This is a genomic window from Geobacter sulfurreducens PCA (assembly GCF_000007985.2).
GTDB classification, from domain to species: domain Bacteria; phylum Desulfobacterota; class Desulfuromonadia; order Geobacterales; family Geobacteraceae; genus Geobacter; species Geobacter sulfurreducens.
The window spans coordinates 53,659-72,523 of sequence record NC_002939.5 but is presented as its reverse complement, the minus strand read 5'-3'; the positions used below and the strand labels follow the sequence as shown (position 1 = coordinate 72,523).

13 protein-coding genes are annotated in these 18,865 nt (G+C 55.6%); 4 read left to right on the top strand and 9 right to left on the bottom strand.

The annotated features are described in order from the left end of the window. The first annotated feature begins 8 nt into the window (after positions 1-8). Positions 9-236 carry an addiction module protein gene (locus GS_RS00300; RefSeq protein ID WP_010940734.1) on the top strand — a complete coding sequence of 76 codons (228 nt, stop codon included), beginning with the start codon at positions 9-11 and terminating at the stop codon, positions 234-236. Then, positions 229-525, top strand: coding sequence for a type II toxin-antitoxin system RelE/ParE family toxin (locus tag GS_RS00295; RefSeq protein WP_010940733.1), 297 nt, complete (start codon positions 229-231; stop codon positions 523-525). The genes GS_RS00300 and GS_RS00295 overlap by 8 nt, the downstream gene beginning before the upstream one ends. Before the next feature lie 50 nt (positions 526-575). Here the strand turns inward: GS_RS00295 and csb2 are convergent, their stop codons facing one another. The 9 genes from csb2 to istA all read right to left on the bottom strand — a co-directional run bounded on the left by csb2 (position 576) and on the right by istA (position 11,279). Continuing rightward, a complete protein-coding gene (gene csb2 / locus GS_RS00290) occupies positions 576-2,195 on the bottom strand; it encodes a type I-G CRISPR-associated protein Csb2 (RefSeq protein WP_010940732.1) in 1,620 nt (539 codons plus the stop codon). A gap of 13 nt (positions 2,196-2,208) precedes the next feature. After that, positions 2,209-3,300: a type I-G CRISPR-associated RAMP protein Csb1/Cas7g gene (gene cas7u / locus GS_RS00285; RefSeq protein WP_010940731.1), complete on the bottom strand. Its 1,092-nt coding sequence runs from the start codon at positions 3,298-3,300 to the stop codon at positions 2,209-2,211. Positions 3,301-3,302: 2 nt separating this feature from the next. Then, positions 3,303-4,193, bottom strand: a complete 891-nt coding sequence (gene cas8c, locus GS_RS00280) for a type I-G CRISPR-associated protein Cas8g2 (RefSeq protein ID WP_010940730.1) — start codon at positions 4,191-4,193, stop codon at positions 3,303-3,305. Further along, positions 4,190-6,934, bottom strand: coding sequence for a type I-G CRISPR-associated helicase/endonuclease Cas3g (gene cas3u, locus GS_RS00275; RefSeq protein ID WP_164930412.1), 2,745 nt, complete (start codon positions 6,932-6,934; stop codon positions 4,190-4,192). The genes cas8c and cas3u overlap by 4 nt, the downstream gene beginning before the upstream one ends. A 26-nt stretch (positions 6,935-6,960) precedes the next feature. Continuing rightward, positions 6,961-7,359 carry an HIRAN domain-containing protein gene (locus tag GS_RS00270; RefSeq protein ID WP_010940728.1) on the bottom strand — a complete coding sequence of 133 codons (399 nt, stop codon included), beginning with the start codon at positions 7,357-7,359 and terminating at the stop codon, positions 6,961-6,963. 73 nt (positions 7,360-7,432) lie between these two features. Next, positions 7,433-8,395: a helix-turn-helix transcriptional regulator gene (locus GS_RS00265; RefSeq protein ID WP_010940727.1), complete on the bottom strand. Its 963-nt coding sequence runs from the start codon at positions 8,393-8,395 to the stop codon at positions 7,433-7,435. 221 nt (positions 8,396-8,616) lie between these two features. Beyond that, positions 8,617-9,396 carry an IS3 family transposase gene (locus GS_RS00260; RefSeq protein ID WP_262421276.1) on the bottom strand — a complete coding sequence of 260 codons (780 nt, stop codon included), beginning with the start codon at positions 9,394-9,396 and terminating at the stop codon, positions 8,617-8,619. A 66-nt stretch (positions 9,397-9,462) separates the two neighbouring features. Then, on the bottom strand, positions 9,463-10,257 hold the full coding sequence (gene istB / locus GS_RS00255) for an IS21-like element ISGsu6 family helper ATPase IstB (protein ID WP_010940725.1): 795 nt from the start codon (positions 10,255-10,257) through the stop codon (positions 9,463-9,465). After that, positions 10,254-11,279, bottom strand: a complete 1,026-nt coding sequence (gene istA / locus GS_RS00250; RefSeq protein ID WP_010940724.1) for an IS21-like element ISGsu6 family transposase — start codon at positions 11,277-11,279, stop codon at positions 10,254-10,256. Before istA ends, istB begins: the two co-directional genes overlap by 4 nt. 34 nt (positions 11,280-11,313) lie before the next feature. Between istA and GS_RS00245 the strand changes: the two genes are divergently transcribed. After that, positions 11,314-12,222 (top strand): RHS repeat domain-containing protein, encoded by a 909-nt coding sequence (locus tag GS_RS00245; RefSeq protein ID WP_010940723.1) that lies wholly within the window; start codon positions 11,314-11,316, stop codon positions 12,220-12,222. Between the two features lie 234 nt (positions 12,223-12,456). Then, complete coding sequence (locus tag GS_RS00240) at positions 12,457-18,600, top strand: chitobiase/beta-hexosaminidase C-terminal domain-containing protein (RefSeq protein ID WP_164930410.1); 6,144 nt, start codon at positions 12,457-12,459, stop codon at positions 18,598-18,600. Positions 18,601-18,865: the final 265 nt, after the last annotated feature.

The window sequence follows — 18,865 nt, the reverse complement described above, 5'->3', positions numbered from 1 at the left end:
GTTACGCCATGGGTAGACTAGCAAAGGAAAACATACTGGACCTCAGCATATCCGAACGCATCCAACTGGTTGAGGATATCTGGGACAGCATCGCCAGCGTTCCCGAGTCAGTCCAGTTGACCGACGAACAGAAGATTGAGCTGGACAGGCGCCTGGATGCCTACCATGCCGACCCCGGCAAAGGATCGCCCTGGGACATCGTCAGAGAACGGATCAGGAACCGGCGTGATGTTTGAATTGATCGTCCGCCCCGAGGCAGAATCCGAACTAGCAGACGCCTTTGACTGGTATGAGGACCGCGTTTCGGGACTCGGCTCGGATTTTCTGCTGAACGTAGATGCCGCGTTCCATTCCATCCTCCGCAATCCCCGCCAGTTTCCGGTTGTTCACAATAACCTCCGCAGGACCCTCATCAGGCGCTTCCCCTACCAAATTTTCTTTTTGCTCGAAGAGACGCGGGTTGTCGTTCTTGCCGTGTTTCATGCCAAGCGTAATCCGAGGCGGTGGATGAAGCGCGGCGGGTGAAGTGATTAGAAATCCTCCTTCCTACTTTGTAATTTTTCTACATGACATCGTCAGTCAACGGGGGCGAAAAGACCGAGGCCGTAGAATCGCCCACCTCCAATGCAGATTGGGCCATCAATCCGCACCGGCATCTGACAATCATTGCGCCACTGGATTTTGACATGGTAACGCGGGAATTTCTTGAGGTGGTCCGGCACGCCATAACGATCCGCCAGATCGGCGCCACGCCAGTAGCCAACCTTGCGCCATTCGATCAGTGCATTCTTCGCCAGTATTTCGGGAAACTGCGCCTGCACAATGGCTTTCCGGAGCAAACCGTCGATCCGTTCATGGAGATGCCACAGTAGCCGCTTTTGCTCATCCGAGTTAGTGACGTGCTGGAGCCGGCGTCTGTAGTGCGCCGGGTCGTCATACCCCGGAAGAACGACGGGGGTAACGGTCGCCCAGGAAGAGGACGGTCGGAGGTACGAGCGAATCACCTTGTCGGATCCGGGGAGCAGGGAAAGCAACGCCACGTGCTCTTTATCATCGCTCTCGTCTTTCTTGATCTTCTCTAGCATCTGTCCCGAAAGTGCGCGACGCGCCCAGTCGATTTCATCTCCACACGCCCCATCAAAAGCGGTGATAATCACCCTGCGTACGCTGCCAATCACTGGTGCCTTGCCGGCACCTCGGGCCTCCAGACTCGGCACGGGGAGATATGCAAAACGTTGTGGTCCTGTCGGGAGATGTTTTTCATCGCCGATTGATTCGCCGTGCCCAAGGATGCAGCCGTTTATCCTTGATTCTTTCCAACCCGCGCCTTGCGCCGCCCGTCGTGCGGCATGGCGCGTCATCCCGGCCACGGTGAGCGCCCATCTAGCCGTGTCGAAGGCCCGGAATCCGCTGGCATCTGTCTTCAGCAGGGAAAATGCGGCAATTGCCCTCGGGGGTGGATCAATGGCCCGCCGATAATTGATCTTGTCGTAGACAGCCAACGGCGGAGGCGGAGTGAAGATGCCGTGCGCCAGCCGCGAAAGAAATCCTTCATGCCGCGCCTGCAAATCGGCCAGAGTCCCGTTGACCGGTACCCGTAGGCCGTCCACACCGGTCTCAGCGTGTGGCAACCAACGCTCACCGGGAAGAGACTCCATCTGCTCCTCGGTAAGCATCGCGCCATTTCCCACCACCATATCGATCCCCCAGCCCAACACGTTGATGTTTTGAGCCATCTCCACTATTGCATGGACGTAATCGGCTATCTCTGGGGCAACCGGTTCGCTTACTCGCCATAGGTAATGCACCGAACTGCTGTCTATCAAATGAATGGGACGGATGCTCTTCATCGTGCGGTGCGTCGCAGGGTTGGCGTCACCCGAGTTGGTTTCATTACCTCGACCCCATGCTCTCGCAACGATGTCCATGGCGTTGTTCGGCACTGAAAGTCGATATGGCGAAGCCGAAAGGATGCCTGACGGTGCGACAATCGCAGGAGCAGGCTGCGCCTGAAGCCACTGCAACGCAGAACTGCCATCTGACGACAATGCCCCGCCGTTCATCCGTGCTGATGCTGCCACCAATGCTTGAAAAACCCTTAACGGAGAAGGAGGCCATTCCGGCTCGTCACCGTCCCGCCTGCCGTGGAAACGGCCGTCGAGAAAGGCGATTGTCAATACAAAGTACATACTCATGGGATTCCCCCGCTCATTTTGCTTTTTTCTTAGAGCCTCCGGCATCGCTCACATCTTTTTTCGCCAGTACCTTGTCAAACGGTACTTCTCGATCCGGGGCTTTTTTTTCGTCAAGGTTACGCTCGGGGTCAATGCCAAACTCCTTTGCAACTGCCTTTGCATAGACAATCGCTTCGGTGTGCGTAATACCGACGTCATTGCGCGTCCCATCATTAAAAACCTCTTTAAACTCAAGGGGGTTTTCAGGGTCGAGCACAAGATTGCAGCCCTGACGCAGATAGCCAGTTACAGGCACAGTAAATGCTGTTAAGGCAAGACTGAGTATATAGCGGCGAAGGGCCTTGGACTTTGCTTCGTCTTGGCCTGCCGAAAGCAAGCGGAGCGCGGCAAGGTGGAGTGTGGCGTCACGGCGAATCCCCCCGGTGGCGATTACGCCGCCGAGAGCACCTGTCGCCGGGACATGCACAAACCCGCGTTGGGCAAACGGGTGCTTGCTCTTGACTTTGCCTTCAGCATCTCGCAAGTCACCGGGCTCTTCCAAAAGCCCTTCGGCGTTGTAGTCAACAGCCGGCACATACTGGGCAGAGCGGGTGAGAGGGCGAACATTGTAGGCCCTTATGGTCGAGGCAACGAGTCTGGGCAATTTGGCTTGGGTATCTCGTGAATCCCACACGCCAAACACAAGCGAGGTGGGTGCTATACGGGCTAGTGGCTCTGCATTGCCATTCAGAACGTTGTTGAACGCAGCCCTAAGGGTTTGCTGCAACTCAGAACAGCGAATAATCGCGTCCCCGGCTCGATGCCCTGCTTCGAGAAGATTTACTTTTTTGTTTCCCGCCTGGACCACTATTTGGGGGACAAGGCCAGCGTAATCCTTAGTCATGAAGATCGGCTCGATCCTGTTTGCCTGGGACCCGACACTGTCGATCAGGCAGACATTGCCGCCATCGTCGAATTTGTCGATGTTGTAGCCGGTATCGGCAAAGGTCGCTGGAAACAGCACACCGTCACGTCCCTCGACGGGCATCAGTTGTTCGCGAATAACCAGTGCCGCAGGTCCGGAGTTTTCCAACCAATGGTCATACTTCTGCACGAGATCGTTCATTGTCAGCTCCTTTGAATTGGGGTTGCGGGAAGAAAACTTTTCAGGTACTTAGTGCGATAAAGCAGTCGAAATTCAAATGCCTTTAGGCGAACTGGCCCAAACAGGCCACAGGCCGCTGGTGCAGCGACCTCTGAGACAAGAGGACCGAACCAAAGAAAATACTGAAACCGGTTCTCGGCATTAATCTTCATGGGGCGGAACCGCTGCAATCCGACGAATGCAAGGAACTCCAGGAGTGGCCGTGCCTGAACTTTGATTGTCTTCAAGGGGTCAAAGCTGAATCCAACGTCGAGATCGGACCCTACTCCACCAAGTTCAGAATCGAAGTTGAACGGCAGAGAATCATTCAGCATGCGTCTTCGCAACCAGTCATCCGGAGACGTATGACTCCAATCCCCAGAATCCAAAGCTGCTTTCATTCCCCGCCCGATTTCAAATACAGATTGCTGCCCGGCCCATGTCTTGAACATTGTTCCACCACAATATTCGTCGAGAAACCAGTCAACACGAATATTGAATGGTGAATGAAGTACAAGAGGAGCTTCCCGCCAAAGCTTGTCCAGAACTTTCTTCTCGGCTTCAAGCGAAGGGTCGGATTCGATTATCTTCTTCGGCACAGCCATGAGCTGATCGCGGCGTTTTAGCTCCGAATCTGACATGGTGTTGGTAAGGCGACACCGGGTAATCTCGGCAAGAAGTGTTGCAGGGGCACATTTCTGAGCTTTTTCTTGATATGGCCTTAAAGAGAACAGGAAACCATCCTTATCGAACCATCCTTCCGCTCCATCCCAAAGCCGGTCGGCCAATTCAAGCAGGCCGCAGCAAGCAAAGAACTGGCCGGGGTTGGTGGGATCGACGCGAATGCTGATTGCGGACTTTGAATTCGAACTCATTGGGCACCTCCCAGGGACAACGCAGCATTGCCATAAGCGGGGTCTTCACCAGCGACATATTGTGACGCCATGGCATCGGCAGCACGTACCAAGGATTCAAGATAGGCAAGCCCCCACCGGCCGTATTTCCGCTGCAACCGGCCATAACGGCGGGGGACCTCACTGACGATAGCCGCTACGGCCTCTTCTGACCGGTCATAATCAAACGTTTCCTTTTCCGGGAAGTGGGGCCGAGCCCGGCCATGATGGGCTGCGACCAGATGCAGAACGAGATCTTGTAACTCCTCAGACAATTCAAGAAACTCCGGGTAGTTGGATATGTCGATAAGTGATCCGAGCTCATGCCGATAGTCGCTGAGATCGATAGGCCGCATTCCGGACCCGGACTTCGCCAGGACAAGCCCAGGGTAGTCACGATTACCGATGGAGCGCTGCCAGATCAGGCGATCTTTGCCGAGGTCATGCCAGCGCGCTGCCAAGACTACCGCCTTTGCTTCCAGCGCGCCCAAGCCGAGCCTGTCGACGAGCTTCTTGGCGAAGTCTTCGGCAGACCGAAGGTGGGATGTCAGTTCCTGATTTACTCGTGCCGTCCTTGAGCCATCATCGTCAGCGGAGCGGGGCCGTACATACCAATGCCAGCACCGCCGTATAGTTGATTCTGCGCTTTCTTCCTCCTGTTCTTCGGCATCGGGGCGCACGTCGATAGTTCGCACAAGCCGCATTCCTGATAAAGGGCCCTCGTTGTCCCAAAGGCGGCAACGACGCGGCCTGTCGTTCTCGCCCAACCATTGATCTGCTATGTCATAAACCACCTTGGGGTCATAAGCGGCATCACCGTTGAGCATGCCTCCGTCGAGGCCACCAACCGCTGGCGGCAGCAACACAGTACAGTCGGCCAGTCTCAGCTTGTCCCTATCGACTAATTTCTCCAAGGGAAGCACGTCAACCTTGCCGTCAGCGTTGAGAAGCCATACAGGCTTTGCCGGACATCGGCTGGCGATTTTCTCAAGCTCGGAAAACACCCGTGTGGTCTGGTCGCGCAACAATTCGTGAGGCTTGAGGGGATAGTCTTCAAGCAGGTCTTCGGGCGGACAGATCTCCAACATGCCGCTGACCAGATAGACCTCATCCCGCCATGCAACATGGGTTGCAGGCGGCTCCCATTCGGTAACGCCATGCAGCCAATCGGCAACTGGCGGTCGGCCGGGCAGTTTCTGGCGAACCGAGGTCAGCGCCCAGACATCGAAAAGAATGTCACTTATCGGAAGAATGACGGGAGGTGGCGTGAAAGCAGCTTGCCGGTCGGCAAGGGGTATTTCGCTTAGTGCCGCAGGGCTCGCATCGCGACGCCGGTCTTCACGCAAGGGCAGTTGCTTCAACACGGACAGCGTTTGTGCGCAAGCCCGATCAAAAGGTGACAACGGTTTCTCTTTCTTCTTGGGCGCCGCGTCGGCAGTTAGATCGTCCTGGCTGGCGGCCCCCGCTGACGGATCATCGTCCAATGCGGCGGGCGCAGATTCGTCGAAACCAGAGCCCTTTCCGAATGGGCGATGAACGACGTCGATATGTGCATTGCCATCACCAAATCGATTCACCCGTCCAAAGCGTTGCATCATGCTTTCGAAGGGGGTCAGGTCGCAGACAAGATGATCCGCTGATATGTTGACCCCGACTTCTCCGGCGGAGGTACACACGAGATAGACGGTGCCCTGCTGTGGTATCGCTTCGGAGTGAGGCATGAAGCGGGCAAAGACGGCATTTTCCCTGGCCAACGTGTCGCGCTCGAAGCCGCGCAGGGTGCCGGTCAGGGTCTCTACACCATCCGGCACCACCTTGCGCAGAAATGCCGCTACCTTCATCACCTCTTTGACCCCGCGAAGAAAGACGAGAATTGCCTGCCCACTGTCTTTGTACCCTTTGGTCAGTTGTTCAACCTTCTCAGTAACCCTCTTTTCATCGTCAACCGGATGAAAAGAAATCCCTTTTTTCGCTTCGAGTCGTTTCCGGGCCACATCATGTTTCCGGTCTTCCCCTGTAAAGAGAGTATTCGCGTCAGTAATGTCAGAACGAGAAGTTGCCGTTAGTTCCATGACTCGTAACTGCCAGAAGTCGCGGCGGCGCTGCTGTTCCGATGCAATGGCCGATACCAGCTCCTGAAATGCGGGCTCCAGGTGGGCCTCGTCATGAACCAGTAAGGTGTCCTGTCCGAGAAATCCAGCATGCAACGGACGGGACTTGAACCCACACCCGTAACCGGAAAAGAGCAATCGACTGCCAATCATATCCACCGTGCCGACGATCACGGCAGACCGGGCCGGGTCGTCCCGCCACTCCGCGTTGTCAGCGAACTGTCCTCGTAGCGTGCTGATCGCCAAAGGTGCTGCATCAGCCCGGGTCGCGAGCGAACTCAGCACATCAGCAACAGCACAGAGTTCTGGCTTGGTAATGAGTGCTTCAAGCATTTTTCTGGCTTCATCCGTAGCCTGGTCCACCACGGTTCTCCGGTTCACCACATAGACGAGGCGCCGCGGAAATTCAGTAACTGTGCCGTTACGGGTATGGTGGGCCACTGCCAGAAGCCAGATTGCGATGATTGAAGTTTTCCCGAGGCCAGTCGGGACAGGGCAAGTTTCTGGAAACCGTTTGTCTACAAACATGGTGAATAGCTTCCGCTGCCATGGGAAAGGACTATTACCTGTTAGGAGTTTGTAGTTTGATTCAAAATCTTCAGATGTCGACATAGTTATCCCCCGTTCAACCATTTTCCTCACACCTCCTGCCAAACCCTCACCAGCACTCTCTCCCAAGGAGGAGCCAATGCATCTATTTCCACAATCTCAGCCCTCGTTGTAACGCCTTGGTCGAGAATCGCCGCCGGAATGCCGTTGATCCTGCGGGGGAGATACCCAAGCTTGTTTCCGGCTTGAGTTTCCATGGCAATGGCGAAGGGGTCATAGGGGTTGTCCGGCTCACGCCGCAGGCAAAGCTCGCCTCCTCTTTTAAGCATTGAGAACACTCCGGCGCTCATCCCCTCGTGATATTGGAAACCGGCGATATGGACCTCCAGGAGATCAATGCGCCTTCCCGCAGATGCGGGTTTCAGCGGCGCAGCCGGAATCAAGGCCGCTAATCCTAATACCTTGAAAAAGTCCCTCCTCCCGATCATGGCACCCCTCCGAACCGTGATGTATGCCGGGTACCATCCTATCAGCCCACATCCCCCATCCCGTGTACCAGGTCTAATATTTTTTTTGCATCTTCCCGATTTCCTCTCGGATTCGATCGCGAAGCCAAATTGGTTCCATGACCTCTGCATGGGAGCCATGCTTGAGGACCTCCATAAGGATCTCCGCCTCGTGCGAGACGGGAATCGTCAGCTCGACTTCTCCCGTATCGAGATCTCTTGTGGATTGATCCTGATGCCAGAGCTCTTCCCTGACCCAGCGGGCTCTATCGGCGGAAAATCTGATGGTGACATCGAACCGCTCGCGGTTCTGGAAGATACCGAACGTCTCATCGAGACAGGGACGCCAAGTGGTTTCATCGCGCGGCGAGAAAATTTCCTCCTCAAGATGGGCCAGGGACACCCGGGCCAGATGAAAATCGCGCCAGTCATTACGAAGGCGGCACCAGGCAATCAGATGCCATGCTCCCATATAGTTGATCATGTGGTGAGGCTCGACGGTGCGCGCGGTGCAGGCACCGGCAAGGGGAGAATAGTAGCAGAAGGTGAGAAGACGGCAGGAGAGCAAGGCACTGACGGCCTGCTCGAATATGACGGGATCACTTGCAGCCATGCCGTTCCAACGGAAGGAAAAGGCGCGCTCGGGGTTTATCTTTCCTTTGAGACCATTTGAAAGTAGTGCACCGAGACGATTGGATACTTTCTCGAGTTCGTCACCAAGAGGACCGGCTGCCGCATCTGTGAGAAGCTTGCGCGATGCCAGCAGCGCCACAAGTTCGCTTTCGGAGAGATGGGTGACGGGGAGTTGGTAGTTGGGGTCGTAATATCGATATCCCCGACGGGATGCGTCATAGTCTAGGGGAGCGCCAAGACGGTCCCGAAAATATTCGATGGACCGCTGGGCAGTCTTTATGTCGAATTCAAATTTCCTGGCAAGCGCCGAGGCATTGGGATAGCATCCGTTGCGAATTTGGCTGTCAAACCAGATGAACCGCTCGAAATATAGACGGTCTCCCACATGTCCCCCCTGAAATCGGCATAAGGTGATGAAAAAATACTCCCATCGTAAAGCAACATTAAGACTAACTTCCTTGAGACAAAAAGTTATCGGGTTTGAATAGAAGTGTAGCCAACGATCTTCTACTCGCCCAGAGCTGCTGGGGTTGAGGTGGTGCCGGTTTGTGAGACAGCCTGAAGGGGTGTTTAAGCAACGGCCCATGGTTGTTGGGTTTACAGGCTTCAGGCAGCCTTTTTCTCGGGCAGTCCAGCAAAGTAAACCTGGTCCGGGGTCCGCTTCTTGAGGGATTGGTGAGGGCGGACACCGTTATACCACGAGAACCAGGATGAAAGCTCCCGGGAAAGTTCAATCCCGGAGTCAAAGCTTTTGAGATAAAGCCTCTCGTACTTGAGAGTGCGCCACAGTCGCTCGACGAAGACGTTGTCGAGGCAGCGTCCTTTGCCGTCCATGCTGATCCGGATGCCGTTGGCGGTGAGCACGGAGGTAAAGGCTTCACTGGTGAACTGGCACCCCTGATCGGTGTTGAAGATCTCCGGGGTGCCGAAGTTGCTGAGAGCTTCATTCAGAGCCTCGACGCAGAACCTGCTGTCGAGGGTGTTAGACAGCCGCCAGGAAAGGACTTTCCGGGTTGTCCAGTCCATGATGGCCACCAGATACATGAACCCCTTGGCCATGGGGATATAGGTGACGTCGGCGGCCCAGACCTGGTTGGGCCGGTCGATGACGAGGCCCCGCAACAGATACGGATAGACCGGGTGCTGGGGGTGGCGCTTGCTGGTTCCCGGTTTCGGCGCGACCGATTCGATCCCCATCAGCCGCATCAGGCGACTGATCCGCTTTCGGCCGACAACCTCATCCGGAGTGGAAAGCAAGGTAGCCATCGTTCTGCTGCCCGCCCAGGGGTGTTCCAAATAGAGCTCGTCGATGCGACGCATCAGCACAAGGTCGCCCTCGCGCAGGCATGTTGCCGGTGGTCGGTAATAGGTGGGCCGGGGTGTCAACGGCAATCGAAAATTGACCCACTTTACCGGTTGATCGGAAATTGAAAAATGACCCACCTTCCTGGATTAGTCATCGATCTGAGGTGTCGGCAGTTGCTGGCCGAGAATACCTGCGCGTCGCTTCTCTTTCAGCCGGTAGCTGTCACCTCTGATCTGAATGACATGGGCGTGGTGCAGCAGTCGGTCGAGCATAGCTGATGTGAGTGCCGTATTGCCGCCGAAGGCTTGTTCCCATTCCCCGAAGCTCAGGTTCGAAGTGAGGATGACGGAACCTGTTTCGTACCTTTTGGCGATCACCTGAAAGAACAGATTCGCCTGCGTTTCGCTGAACGGGAGGTAGCCGATCTCATCGATGATGAGCAGTCTCGGCCCCAGGACACTGCGCCGCATTACTTCCTTGTACCGCCCCTGCCGCTGGGCGCTTTCAAGTTGCAGCATCAGGTCGGCGGCGGAGATGAAGCGTACCTTCACGCCGCACTGAGTAGCGCGGTAGCCGAGCGCGATGGCGAGGTGAGTCTTTCCGGTGCCGCTGGGACCCAGCAGGATTACATTCTCCCGGCGCTCGAGGAATGCCATCGCCGACAGGTCCAGAATTCGCTGTTTCGGGGCGCCGGTGGCGAACTCAAAGTCATAATCCTCGAGAGTCTTGATCGCGGGAAAACCGGCGAGCTTTGCCATTGTGTGGCGCGAGCGTCCCTGTCGGACGTCGTTCTCGGCCTTGAGTACCTGTTCAAGGTAGTCGATGTAGGAGGATTCCTGCTTTGCCGCGGCATCTGCAAGGTCGGTGTAGACATCGGCCACCGACAGAAACTTCAGATCATCGCAGAGCGTGACCATACGCTGGTGCTGGATGTCGCTCATAGCCGCCCCTCCTGAAGGATCTGATCGTAGAAGGAGGCGGGGCGCTGAAGGGGAATAACCGGCCACGGCATGGCAGCAATGACTTGCGGCTTGTCCGGCTCGACTGCAAGCCTTGGCGGCAGCGGCAGCATCGCTGACCGCTCGATCTCGAGCCGATCGCAGGGGCGTTCGCCGGTCTCCCCATGGATGCGGCAGTTGGCTACTTCGTTGAGCCACTTTCTGACCTCGATGTTCGCGGTTGCGACATCGAGAGTTAGTCCTGCCTGCTTCAGGCGCGAAACCAACGGGTAGTAGAAGCTGTACCGCAGGTAGCGGTTGAACCGCTCAACCTTTCCCTTGGTCTTGGCCCGGTACGGCTTGCACAACCGGGGGATGTACCCGAAATGCTTTGCCGTGTCCCACAGGCCGGTGTGGAAACGGTGGTTGCCCTCGCCGAAGGCGTTTCGCTCCAGCACGACGGTCTTCATGTTGTCATAGAGCACTTCGCGCGGGACCCCGCCGAAGAAGGAGAATGCCATCTCGTGGCATTCCCGAAGGACGTCGAACGCTTGGCTGGTGGTGAAGACAACGAACGAATCTCTACTGAAACCAAGCGTTCCAACGAATGCGTACAGCGGGTGCTTGCCCTTGCGCAGTTCGCACCAGTCGGCTTGCATCTGCTTGCCTGGCTCCGTTTCGAACCGGACAACGGGTTCCGGCGTGATGCGGGAATAAAGGGTCGCCAAAAACGTTCTGACAGTGCGTTCGCCGCCATCGTAGCCAAAGCTTTTGATCTCCCGAGCAAGCACCGGCGCGGGAATCCGATGCGGCAGAGCCGCCTTCACCCGTTCTTCGAGAAACGCTTTAAATGGGTCAAGCTTCCCCGGTCGCTTCGCTCGTTCTTTGTACCTGGGATCAGCGGTCGACCTGAGGAATTTCCTGACCGTGTTGCGGCAAAGTCCGGTGATACGCGAGATCTCCCGGATGCTCTTGCCCTGCTTCTTGAGAATTCTGACTTCCATACACTCTTCCTTTCCGATCATGCCGACCCTCCAGGTCGGCTAGGATAGAGGAAGAATGGGTCAATTTTCGATTTCCGAAGTGGGTCATTTTTACATTGCCGCTAACACCTATTTCTATCATCCTGACCATTTGGGTGGTGTGAGCGCGGTGACCAACGGTTCCGGGCAGGTGGTCAGCAGCACCAGCTATCTCCCCTTCGGCGAGGTCAGGCAAGGCGGCACAGAGAATTATTACACCGGCAAGGAAAACGACAAGGGGGCAGGGTTATACAACTTCGAGGCGCGCTACGTCAGCCCGGAACTGCGGCACTTCACCCAGGCGGATGTCGAGGAGCCCGATCTGGATGATCCGCAGGATCTGAACCTGTATGCGTACGCGGGGAACAATCCGCTCAGTTATGTTGACCTGGATGGCTACAAGAAGAAAAAGAAGGCAAAGCTGTCAAAGAGAGAAAAATGGATGATCGCCCATGGGGTTGATCCGGATCATGACAAGACACCGCTGAAGAAGGCGAAGAAGCTGTTTAAGGAGGGGAAGAAGTATCAAGTCGCAAAAAATATTTCTCGAACCAAAACACAAAGCAACCGAATGAAAGCCACAAACAATGCAGCACATGAAACTGAATCTTTAACAAACAATCAAGTCCCAAGTGACAATAATATTGATGTTAATCATCTACCAGACACTTCTGTGTTTATTGGTGAATATGATAACAGCCTAGATAAATGCGTTGAAGAATCTGATGATTTATTGTCAGCTGTAGAGAATCTGCCTGGTATAGGTGATTCAGTAACTGGATTAAAAATTATTGAATTCATTAAAAACGGTGATTACGCTAGCGCATCACAAGCATTAACTGAATATGCTGCTGATAAATTAACTCTTACCTATGAGGTAATATCAAAACTAAGGTTTATATATATCCAAATCAGATGTGGCTTGTTTGGACATAAAGCCGGATAAATTCATTTAAATGGAGAATGTTTAATGTTCTGTGAGGCGTATAAATATATTCGGGCCACTATAATCGGGCTGGTGTATTTAATGGCCATATTTTGCGTCTCTGTAATTTTTGACTCATCTGTGTGGGCAGGCAATATTTTCAGTTACTTTTACCAATCAAATTTATTTACTTGCACTTATTATTACGACTATAAAGTAGAACATCCATCCGGAGTACACGGTTTTGCCCCGCGGTTGTCCCTTTCCTACAACAGCTTCCTTGTTGGCAACACCAACAACCAGTTAGGCACTGGCTGGGAAATTCCTTCCAACCACATCCAGAAAAACAGCAACGACACATACTCCCTCATCCTGAACGGCGCCAGGCATGACTTGGTTGATGCCGGGAACGGCCGCTACCGCACCAGAATCGAATCGTACCTGAAGATCGAGAAGAAACCCTGCGCTGCAAACAGTTCCGGCGAAGCTTGGGAGGTGACTGCCAAGGACGGCACCAGATATTCCTTCGGCATCACGCAGGATGCGGACAACATTCTCTACCCCGGCATTCCGGAGACCCCCCAGGGGTGGCGCTGGAGCCTGGACAGGATCACCGACACGAACGGCAACGCCATCTATTATTCCTACGTGGAAGACCAGGGAGTCGTCTATCCCGGCAGGATCGAATACAACAACGACCGGCAGCGGGTCATTGAATTTACTTGGGAAGACCGGCCCGACCCGGTTTCGCTGGTGGATGAAGGCTCCGCAGTCACCATCGCTAAACGGTTGAGCAGGATCGACGTCTCGGTCAGCGGCAGCCTGGTGAAGAGTATCAGGCTGGCATATTCCCCCATAACCCCGGAAACGCCGCTATCGCTCCTTTCCAGCATCACCAAATACGGCTCTGATGGCGTCACCTCACTGCCGCCGACCCGGTTCACCTACACACAGGCCGATGCCCAGACCAGGTTGCTGGAGACGATCACCAGTGACCTGGGGGGTGTTACCACTATTGCCTATGCCCCTTCCTCCACCTGCCCGAACAGCAGCCTCCCCTCCAACTACTGGGTGGTGTCATCGGTGACTAGGGACAATGGCTTGCCGGCCGGCAACTCCCAGAGGACCATTGTGACCACCGGTTATGCCTGTGCGAACGGGCTGTTCGACGTTCCTTCCAACGAATTTCGCGGCTTCGGCATGGTGACGGAAACCCATCGGGATGGCACGAACATAATCTCGCAAGTCATCCATACCTTCAACCAGGACGATGCCCTGAAAGGGACCGAAGCCCAGACGCTGACGACGGATGCCGCCGGCAAACCGTACATCAAAACCGTGAACAGTTGGTCGGCGACCACAGCCGACGGTGTCCATAATGTGACCCTCGACCGGGTGGAGACCTTCACCTATGACGGTGTGGCGGCAAGCCCGAAGCAGGTGGTGAAAGACTACCAGTTCGACCAGTTCGGCAACGTGACCCTGGAGGCAGATTATGGCGATGCTGCTGTCAGTGGCGACGAGCTGTTCACCTTCCGGGAATACGCCCAGAACGAGAACCTCTGGCTGCTGAATAGGGTAAAACGCCTCTACAGCGCCGCAACGCCCGGCGGGGCGCACCTGCGGGAGAGCTGGTTCCAGTACGACGGAGGCGATCTGAATGCGGTGCCGGTGCAGGGGAACCTCACACGGGAGGAGCATTTCCTGGATAGCGGCGAGAACCCGGTAACCACCTACCGCTACGACAGCTATGGCAACCGCATTGAGACCATCGACCCCGAGGGGCGGGCGACGAAGGTGGAGTACGATGCGGACTACCATGCCTTCCCGGTGCGGGTGACCAATGCCAAGGGGCAGGTGACGGAGCGGCAGTTCGACCCAGCCATCGGCAAGCCGGTGCTGGAGAGAGACCCGAACGGCGCCGAGACGGTGTACGTCTATGACAACTTCAAGCGGCTGATGAAGGTGGTCAAGCCGGGTGACACTCTCGCCTTCCCGACGACGGAGATCAATTACAACCTGGACGGCAGCGCCCCGGAGAACGTGACCGTGAAGGCCCGCGAACAGGCGGGCACGGCCAATACGCTGGATACTATCCAGTCGGTGGACGGCCTCGGCCGGGTCATCCAGACCAGGGCCGAATACCAGAACCCGGCATCCCAGATTGTGGTCGATACCTTCCACGACGCTATGGGGCGCGAGTCGGGGCGCTCCCTGCCATACCTCGCCACCGCAAGCGTCGGTTATTCTGCTCCTCTGGCGACACCGAAGACGGTGACCGAGTATGACCCCATTGGGCGGCCGCTAAAGGTAACTAATCCCGACGGGACCTTTAGCCTGCGCAGTTACAACCACTGGTCCGTCACGGAAACCAACGAGAACAGCCACCTGAAGCAGAAGTGGTTCGATGCGGACGGCAAACTGGCGCAGGTGGCGGAGGTGAACGGCAGCGAGACCTATCTCACCCGCTACGGCTACAATCCGCTGGGGGAGCTGCTGACGACCACCAATCACCTGGGGAACACCACCACCCACAGCTACGACTCCCTGGGAAGGAAGACGAAAGTGGTGGATCCTGATCTCGGCACACGGACATCCCGTTACGACCGGGTCGGCAATATCATCGCCACCACCGATGCAAAGGGGATTGCCACGAGGTTCACGTTCGACCCCCTGAACCGGGTGACGAAGGTCGATTACCCGAACGATCCGGACATTAGCTACGTCTATGACGAAGGGAAAGTTGGTGCCCTGTCGCGGGTGACCGACGCTCTGGGCACGGTCGCCTACACCTACGACGCGCGGCTGCGCAAGACCGGCGAAACCCGCACAATGGACGGCATGACCTGGACGACCTCGTGGGCGTACGACCCTATGGACCGCCTGACGAGCCAGACCTACCCGGACGGCCAGGTGACGACCTTCTCCTACAACGGCATGGGGAAACTGTCGGCAATCTCCGGAATTCTCAGCGCCATCGATTACAACCAGGCAGGGAGCGAAACGCGGCGTGGCTACATTAACGGCCTCGCGACCCAGTTCAATTACTACCCGGAAAACTTCCACCTGAAGCGGATTCTCACGACGAACATTCAGAACTTCAGTTACGAATACGACTATGTGGGCAATGTGAAGAAGATCGTCAACGCCACGCAGCCTGCATCGCCGCGCACCGAGAACTTCACCTACGATCCGCTCAACCGGCTGCTGATGGCCGAGGATGCCGGCGCCGGCGGCTACCGGAAGGATTACCTCTACAACCCCATCGGCAACATGCTGACCGAAACCAGCGTGCAGAACGGGACCACCAGCATGGCCCAGTACACCTATGGGGAAGCAGGCGCAGGCCCCCATGCGGTGACCGGCAAGACGGACCAGAAACCGATCGTGGCCCTGTTCTCCCTCAACAACGGCCAGCCGTACACCACCACCCGGCAGGTGACTCTCAGCAACGTCACCATCGGCAACCCGAGCGAGTTCTTGGCCAGCGAGTCACCAGAATTCGCCGGAGCCAGCTGGCAGCCATACGGAACCGCCATTTCCTACACACTCACCGGCGATCCGGGGAAGAAGACAGTTTACTTCAAAGTCCGCAGGAACGGCATTGAGTCGACCTACAAAATCGCCGAGATCGAGTATCTGTCGGCCGATGTCGACAGCGACGGCATCCCAGACGCCTATGACAACGACAGCAACAACGACGGCTTCCCCGATGCCTGGGCCAACCGTTATGCCCTGGTAGGCACGATCGATTCCCAGGCTGACCCGGATGGCGATAGCTGGAACAACCAGCGCGAGTACCAGCAGGGAACCGACCCGACCAAGGCCGACAACCCCCAGATGGACAGCAGCAGTGATAATTACGTACTGAAGCGGGCCAGCTTCTCGCAAACTGGTGCGGCACAGCTGAGCGACAGCTACATCCTGCGCGACTCCCTGCAGCAGGTCGGGTTCAACCAGGGGGGCGGGCAACGCGAGAGCGAAAACTATGCTCTGAACGATGCGCTTGGCCGGCAGACAGGTTACCTGGGGCTTGCTGACAGCGATGGCGATGGCATCGCCGATATCGTTGACGATGACGACGACAACGACGGCATGCCCGATGTCTGGGAGGCAGCGAACGGGTTGAATCCCCACGACCGGGCCGATGCCCAGGCTGATCCCGATGGCGACGGGATGGTCAACCTCCAGGAATATCTGAAGGGGACGAAGCCCATTCTGGCAGACTCGGACAGTGACGGTTTGAGTGACTACCTGGAAGTATATGTCTTCCACACAACTGCAAATGGCAGTGATCCTTTTATCAGTGCAGACAGTGACGGCGACGGGCTCCCCGATGCCAGCGACACCGATCCTGCTCATTACAACGTAATCGCGATCAGTGAAGGATACACACTGCGACACGGGAATTTCAGTGCAGGTTCAGCACAGAGGAGCAGCGAAACGTACTCCACAAGGGACAGGCTCGGAAACGGGGAAGCGGGAGTATCGTTATCAGTTAACAGCGGGGCACACTTAAAGCCAATCGCGCTGGATTTCGGAACTTATACTGGCAGTGTTAAAACGATGCGGTTGACTGTTACCAATGCCGGATCAGAAAGCATAGACCTTGGCAGTCTGACAACAACCGGGATTAACCCCTATGAGTTTACTGTAGTCGCGAACGGGTGCTCTGGAAAGAGTATGGCTGCGGCGTCGACCTGCACGGTAGATGTTCAGTTTGTTCCCTCCTATTCCGGCGCCAAAAGTGCACAGGTGGAGATACCAACTTCCGACAGCAATACCCCACTTCTATCGGCACAACTCACGGGTGTCGCCGCTGGTATGAGTGACAGTCAGTCGCCGATTGGTTCTGTAGTCGTAGATGATGGGCGAACGTTTACAAGAAGTACTACAGTTTCACTGAAACTCACTGCAAAAGATGCCAGCGGCGCCTCTGAAATGTGCGTCAGCAATGACAATGTTTGTTCGAGGTGGGAACCTTATATCGGGACAAAGGAATGGGTAATACCGGCAGGGGACGGCCCGAAGACGGTTCATGCCTGGTATCGCGACAAGTTAGGCAATGCTACAACTGCACCGTTGAACGCGACAATAACCCTTGACACAGTAAGCCCGACAGTCAACCTCTCTTTGCGGAGCGGGATATACAACTCTGGCCAAACTGTTACGCTCACGACCAGCGAGCCTGCAACCATCTACTATACGCTCAACGGCACGAACCCGACGACCGCATCGTCAGTCTATTCAAAACCGATACTTGTGAGTGGTAACGCGATACTGAAACTTGTCGCCATTGATCTTGCTGGCAATGCCAGCTCTGTACAAACGGAACAGTTTGTCGTCGATACAACTGGCCCATCCTTGTCGGTGACAGCTCCGGTTGCAGGGTCATGGACAAGCTTGTCGACGGTGGAATTAACAGGCAAGACCACGGACGGAACACGAGTAAGTCGGTTAACGATTAACGGGGTCAGTGTGCCACTTGCTTATGATGGGTCCTTTTCGCAGTCACTTACTCTCTTGCCGGGACTTAACCAGATAAATACTGCTGCGGTGGATGAGGCTGGTAATCAAACAATAGACTCCCGAGTAGTGGGCCTTGATCAGCAGGCACCATCAATAGCCATAAGCCTCCCTGTCTCTGGAGAGACAGTTTGCGGGCCGAGTTATATCATCAAGGGGACAGCTGGTGATGGCAATGGGAGCGGTATCCAGAGGGTTGAGGTGTCAACCGACGGTGGCCAGAGCTGGAGAGTGGCAAGCGGGACGACAAACTGGAGCTTCGACTGGCAACTGCCCGAGCCAGGGGCTGTCAGCATCAAAGCTCGCGCCACCGATGCTGCCGGAAATACCGGCAATGCAACTGGCGCTAACATAACAGTCCGTGCGGGCTATCGCCTTGACATCACTATTAACGGTACTGGTAAGGGTGCAATCACCGGTCCTTCGGTCGGTATTTCCTGTAACAGCACCTGCGGAGGGTTCTACGAAAGCGGCTCAACCATCACCCTTACGGCAGAACCGGACTATTCGTTGTTCACTGGCTGGTCAGGGGCATGCTCGGGTACCGGAAACTGTATTATTTCGCTCCAGTCGAATACCACAGTGACGGCTACTTTCACGAAAGATGATACGCACGTTGTGCGTCTAGATAGTCCGTCGCCCTTGTATTATTCGACTATTCAGGCGGCTTATAATGCTGCTCCATCGAACAGCACTATACAGATATGGGGAATAAACCTGACAGAAGCATGTGTTCTCAACAGGAACATTTCGGTGATGCTAAAAGGCGGTTACGATGACCAGTACTCCGGAAATGCTGGCGTCACAACAATAAATGGAAGCCTCACAATTTTCAATGGATCTGTAGTGGTAGAGAAGTTAGTGATCAGGTGACCAAATATGTGACGATGGAAACACCGGAAAGTTGAGGCAAGCGGCAGTCATATCCGTAGGCTTCCCCTGTTAGTACTAGCGCGGTTATCTCTGGTGTGGCCGCATTGAGGTCTTTCACTAAGGCTACATAGCGTCTTGGCTCTGCATACGGAATCGCAACTCCAAAGTTTTCATCCATCCTACATGGCTGAAGTATGTTGTAGCTGACCAGAAGGAGAACGAGGGTAGCCCAGCCGTTGTGGGTATCCAGATTCAGGGTAACAGT

Bases quoted from the DNA above. Each gene is read 5' to 3' on its own strand.
- istA (WP_010940724.1), bottom strand. From the start codon at position 11,279: ATGATCGGAAAGGAAGAGTGTATGGAAGTCAGAATTCTCAAGAAGCAG.
- csb2 (WP_010940732.1), bottom strand. From the start codon at position 2,195: ATGAGTATGTACTTTGTATTGACAATCGCCTTTCTCGACGGCCGTTTC.
- cas7u (WP_010940731.1), bottom strand. From the start codon at position 3,300: ATGAACGATCTCGTGCAGAAGTATGACCATTGGTTGGAAAACTCCGGA.
- cas8c (WP_010940730.1), bottom strand. From the start codon at position 4,193: ATGAGTTCGAATTCAAAGTCCGCAATCAGCATTCGCGTCGATCCCACC.
- GS_RS00300 (WP_010940734.1), top strand. From the start codon at position 9: ATGGGTAGACTAGCAAAGGAAAACATACTGGACCTCAGCATATCCGAA.
- cas3u (WP_164930412.1), bottom strand. From the start codon at position 6,934: ATGTCGACATCTGAAGATTTTGAATCAAACTACAAACTCCTAACAGGT.
- GS_RS00245 (WP_010940723.1), top strand. From the start codon at position 11,314: ATGGGTCAATTTTCGATTTCCGAAGTGGGTCATTTTTACATTGCCGCT.
- istB (WP_010940725.1), bottom strand. From the start codon at position 10,257: ATGAGCGACATCCAGCACCAGCGTATGGTCACGCTCTGCGATGATCTG.
- GS_RS00295 (WP_010940733.1), top strand. From the start codon at position 229: ATGTTTGAATTGATCGTCCGCCCCGAGGCAGAATCCGAACTAGCAGAC.
- GS_RS00270 (WP_010940728.1), bottom strand. From the start codon at position 7,359: ATGATCGGGAGGAGGGACTTTTTCAAGGTATTAGGATTAGCGGCCTTG.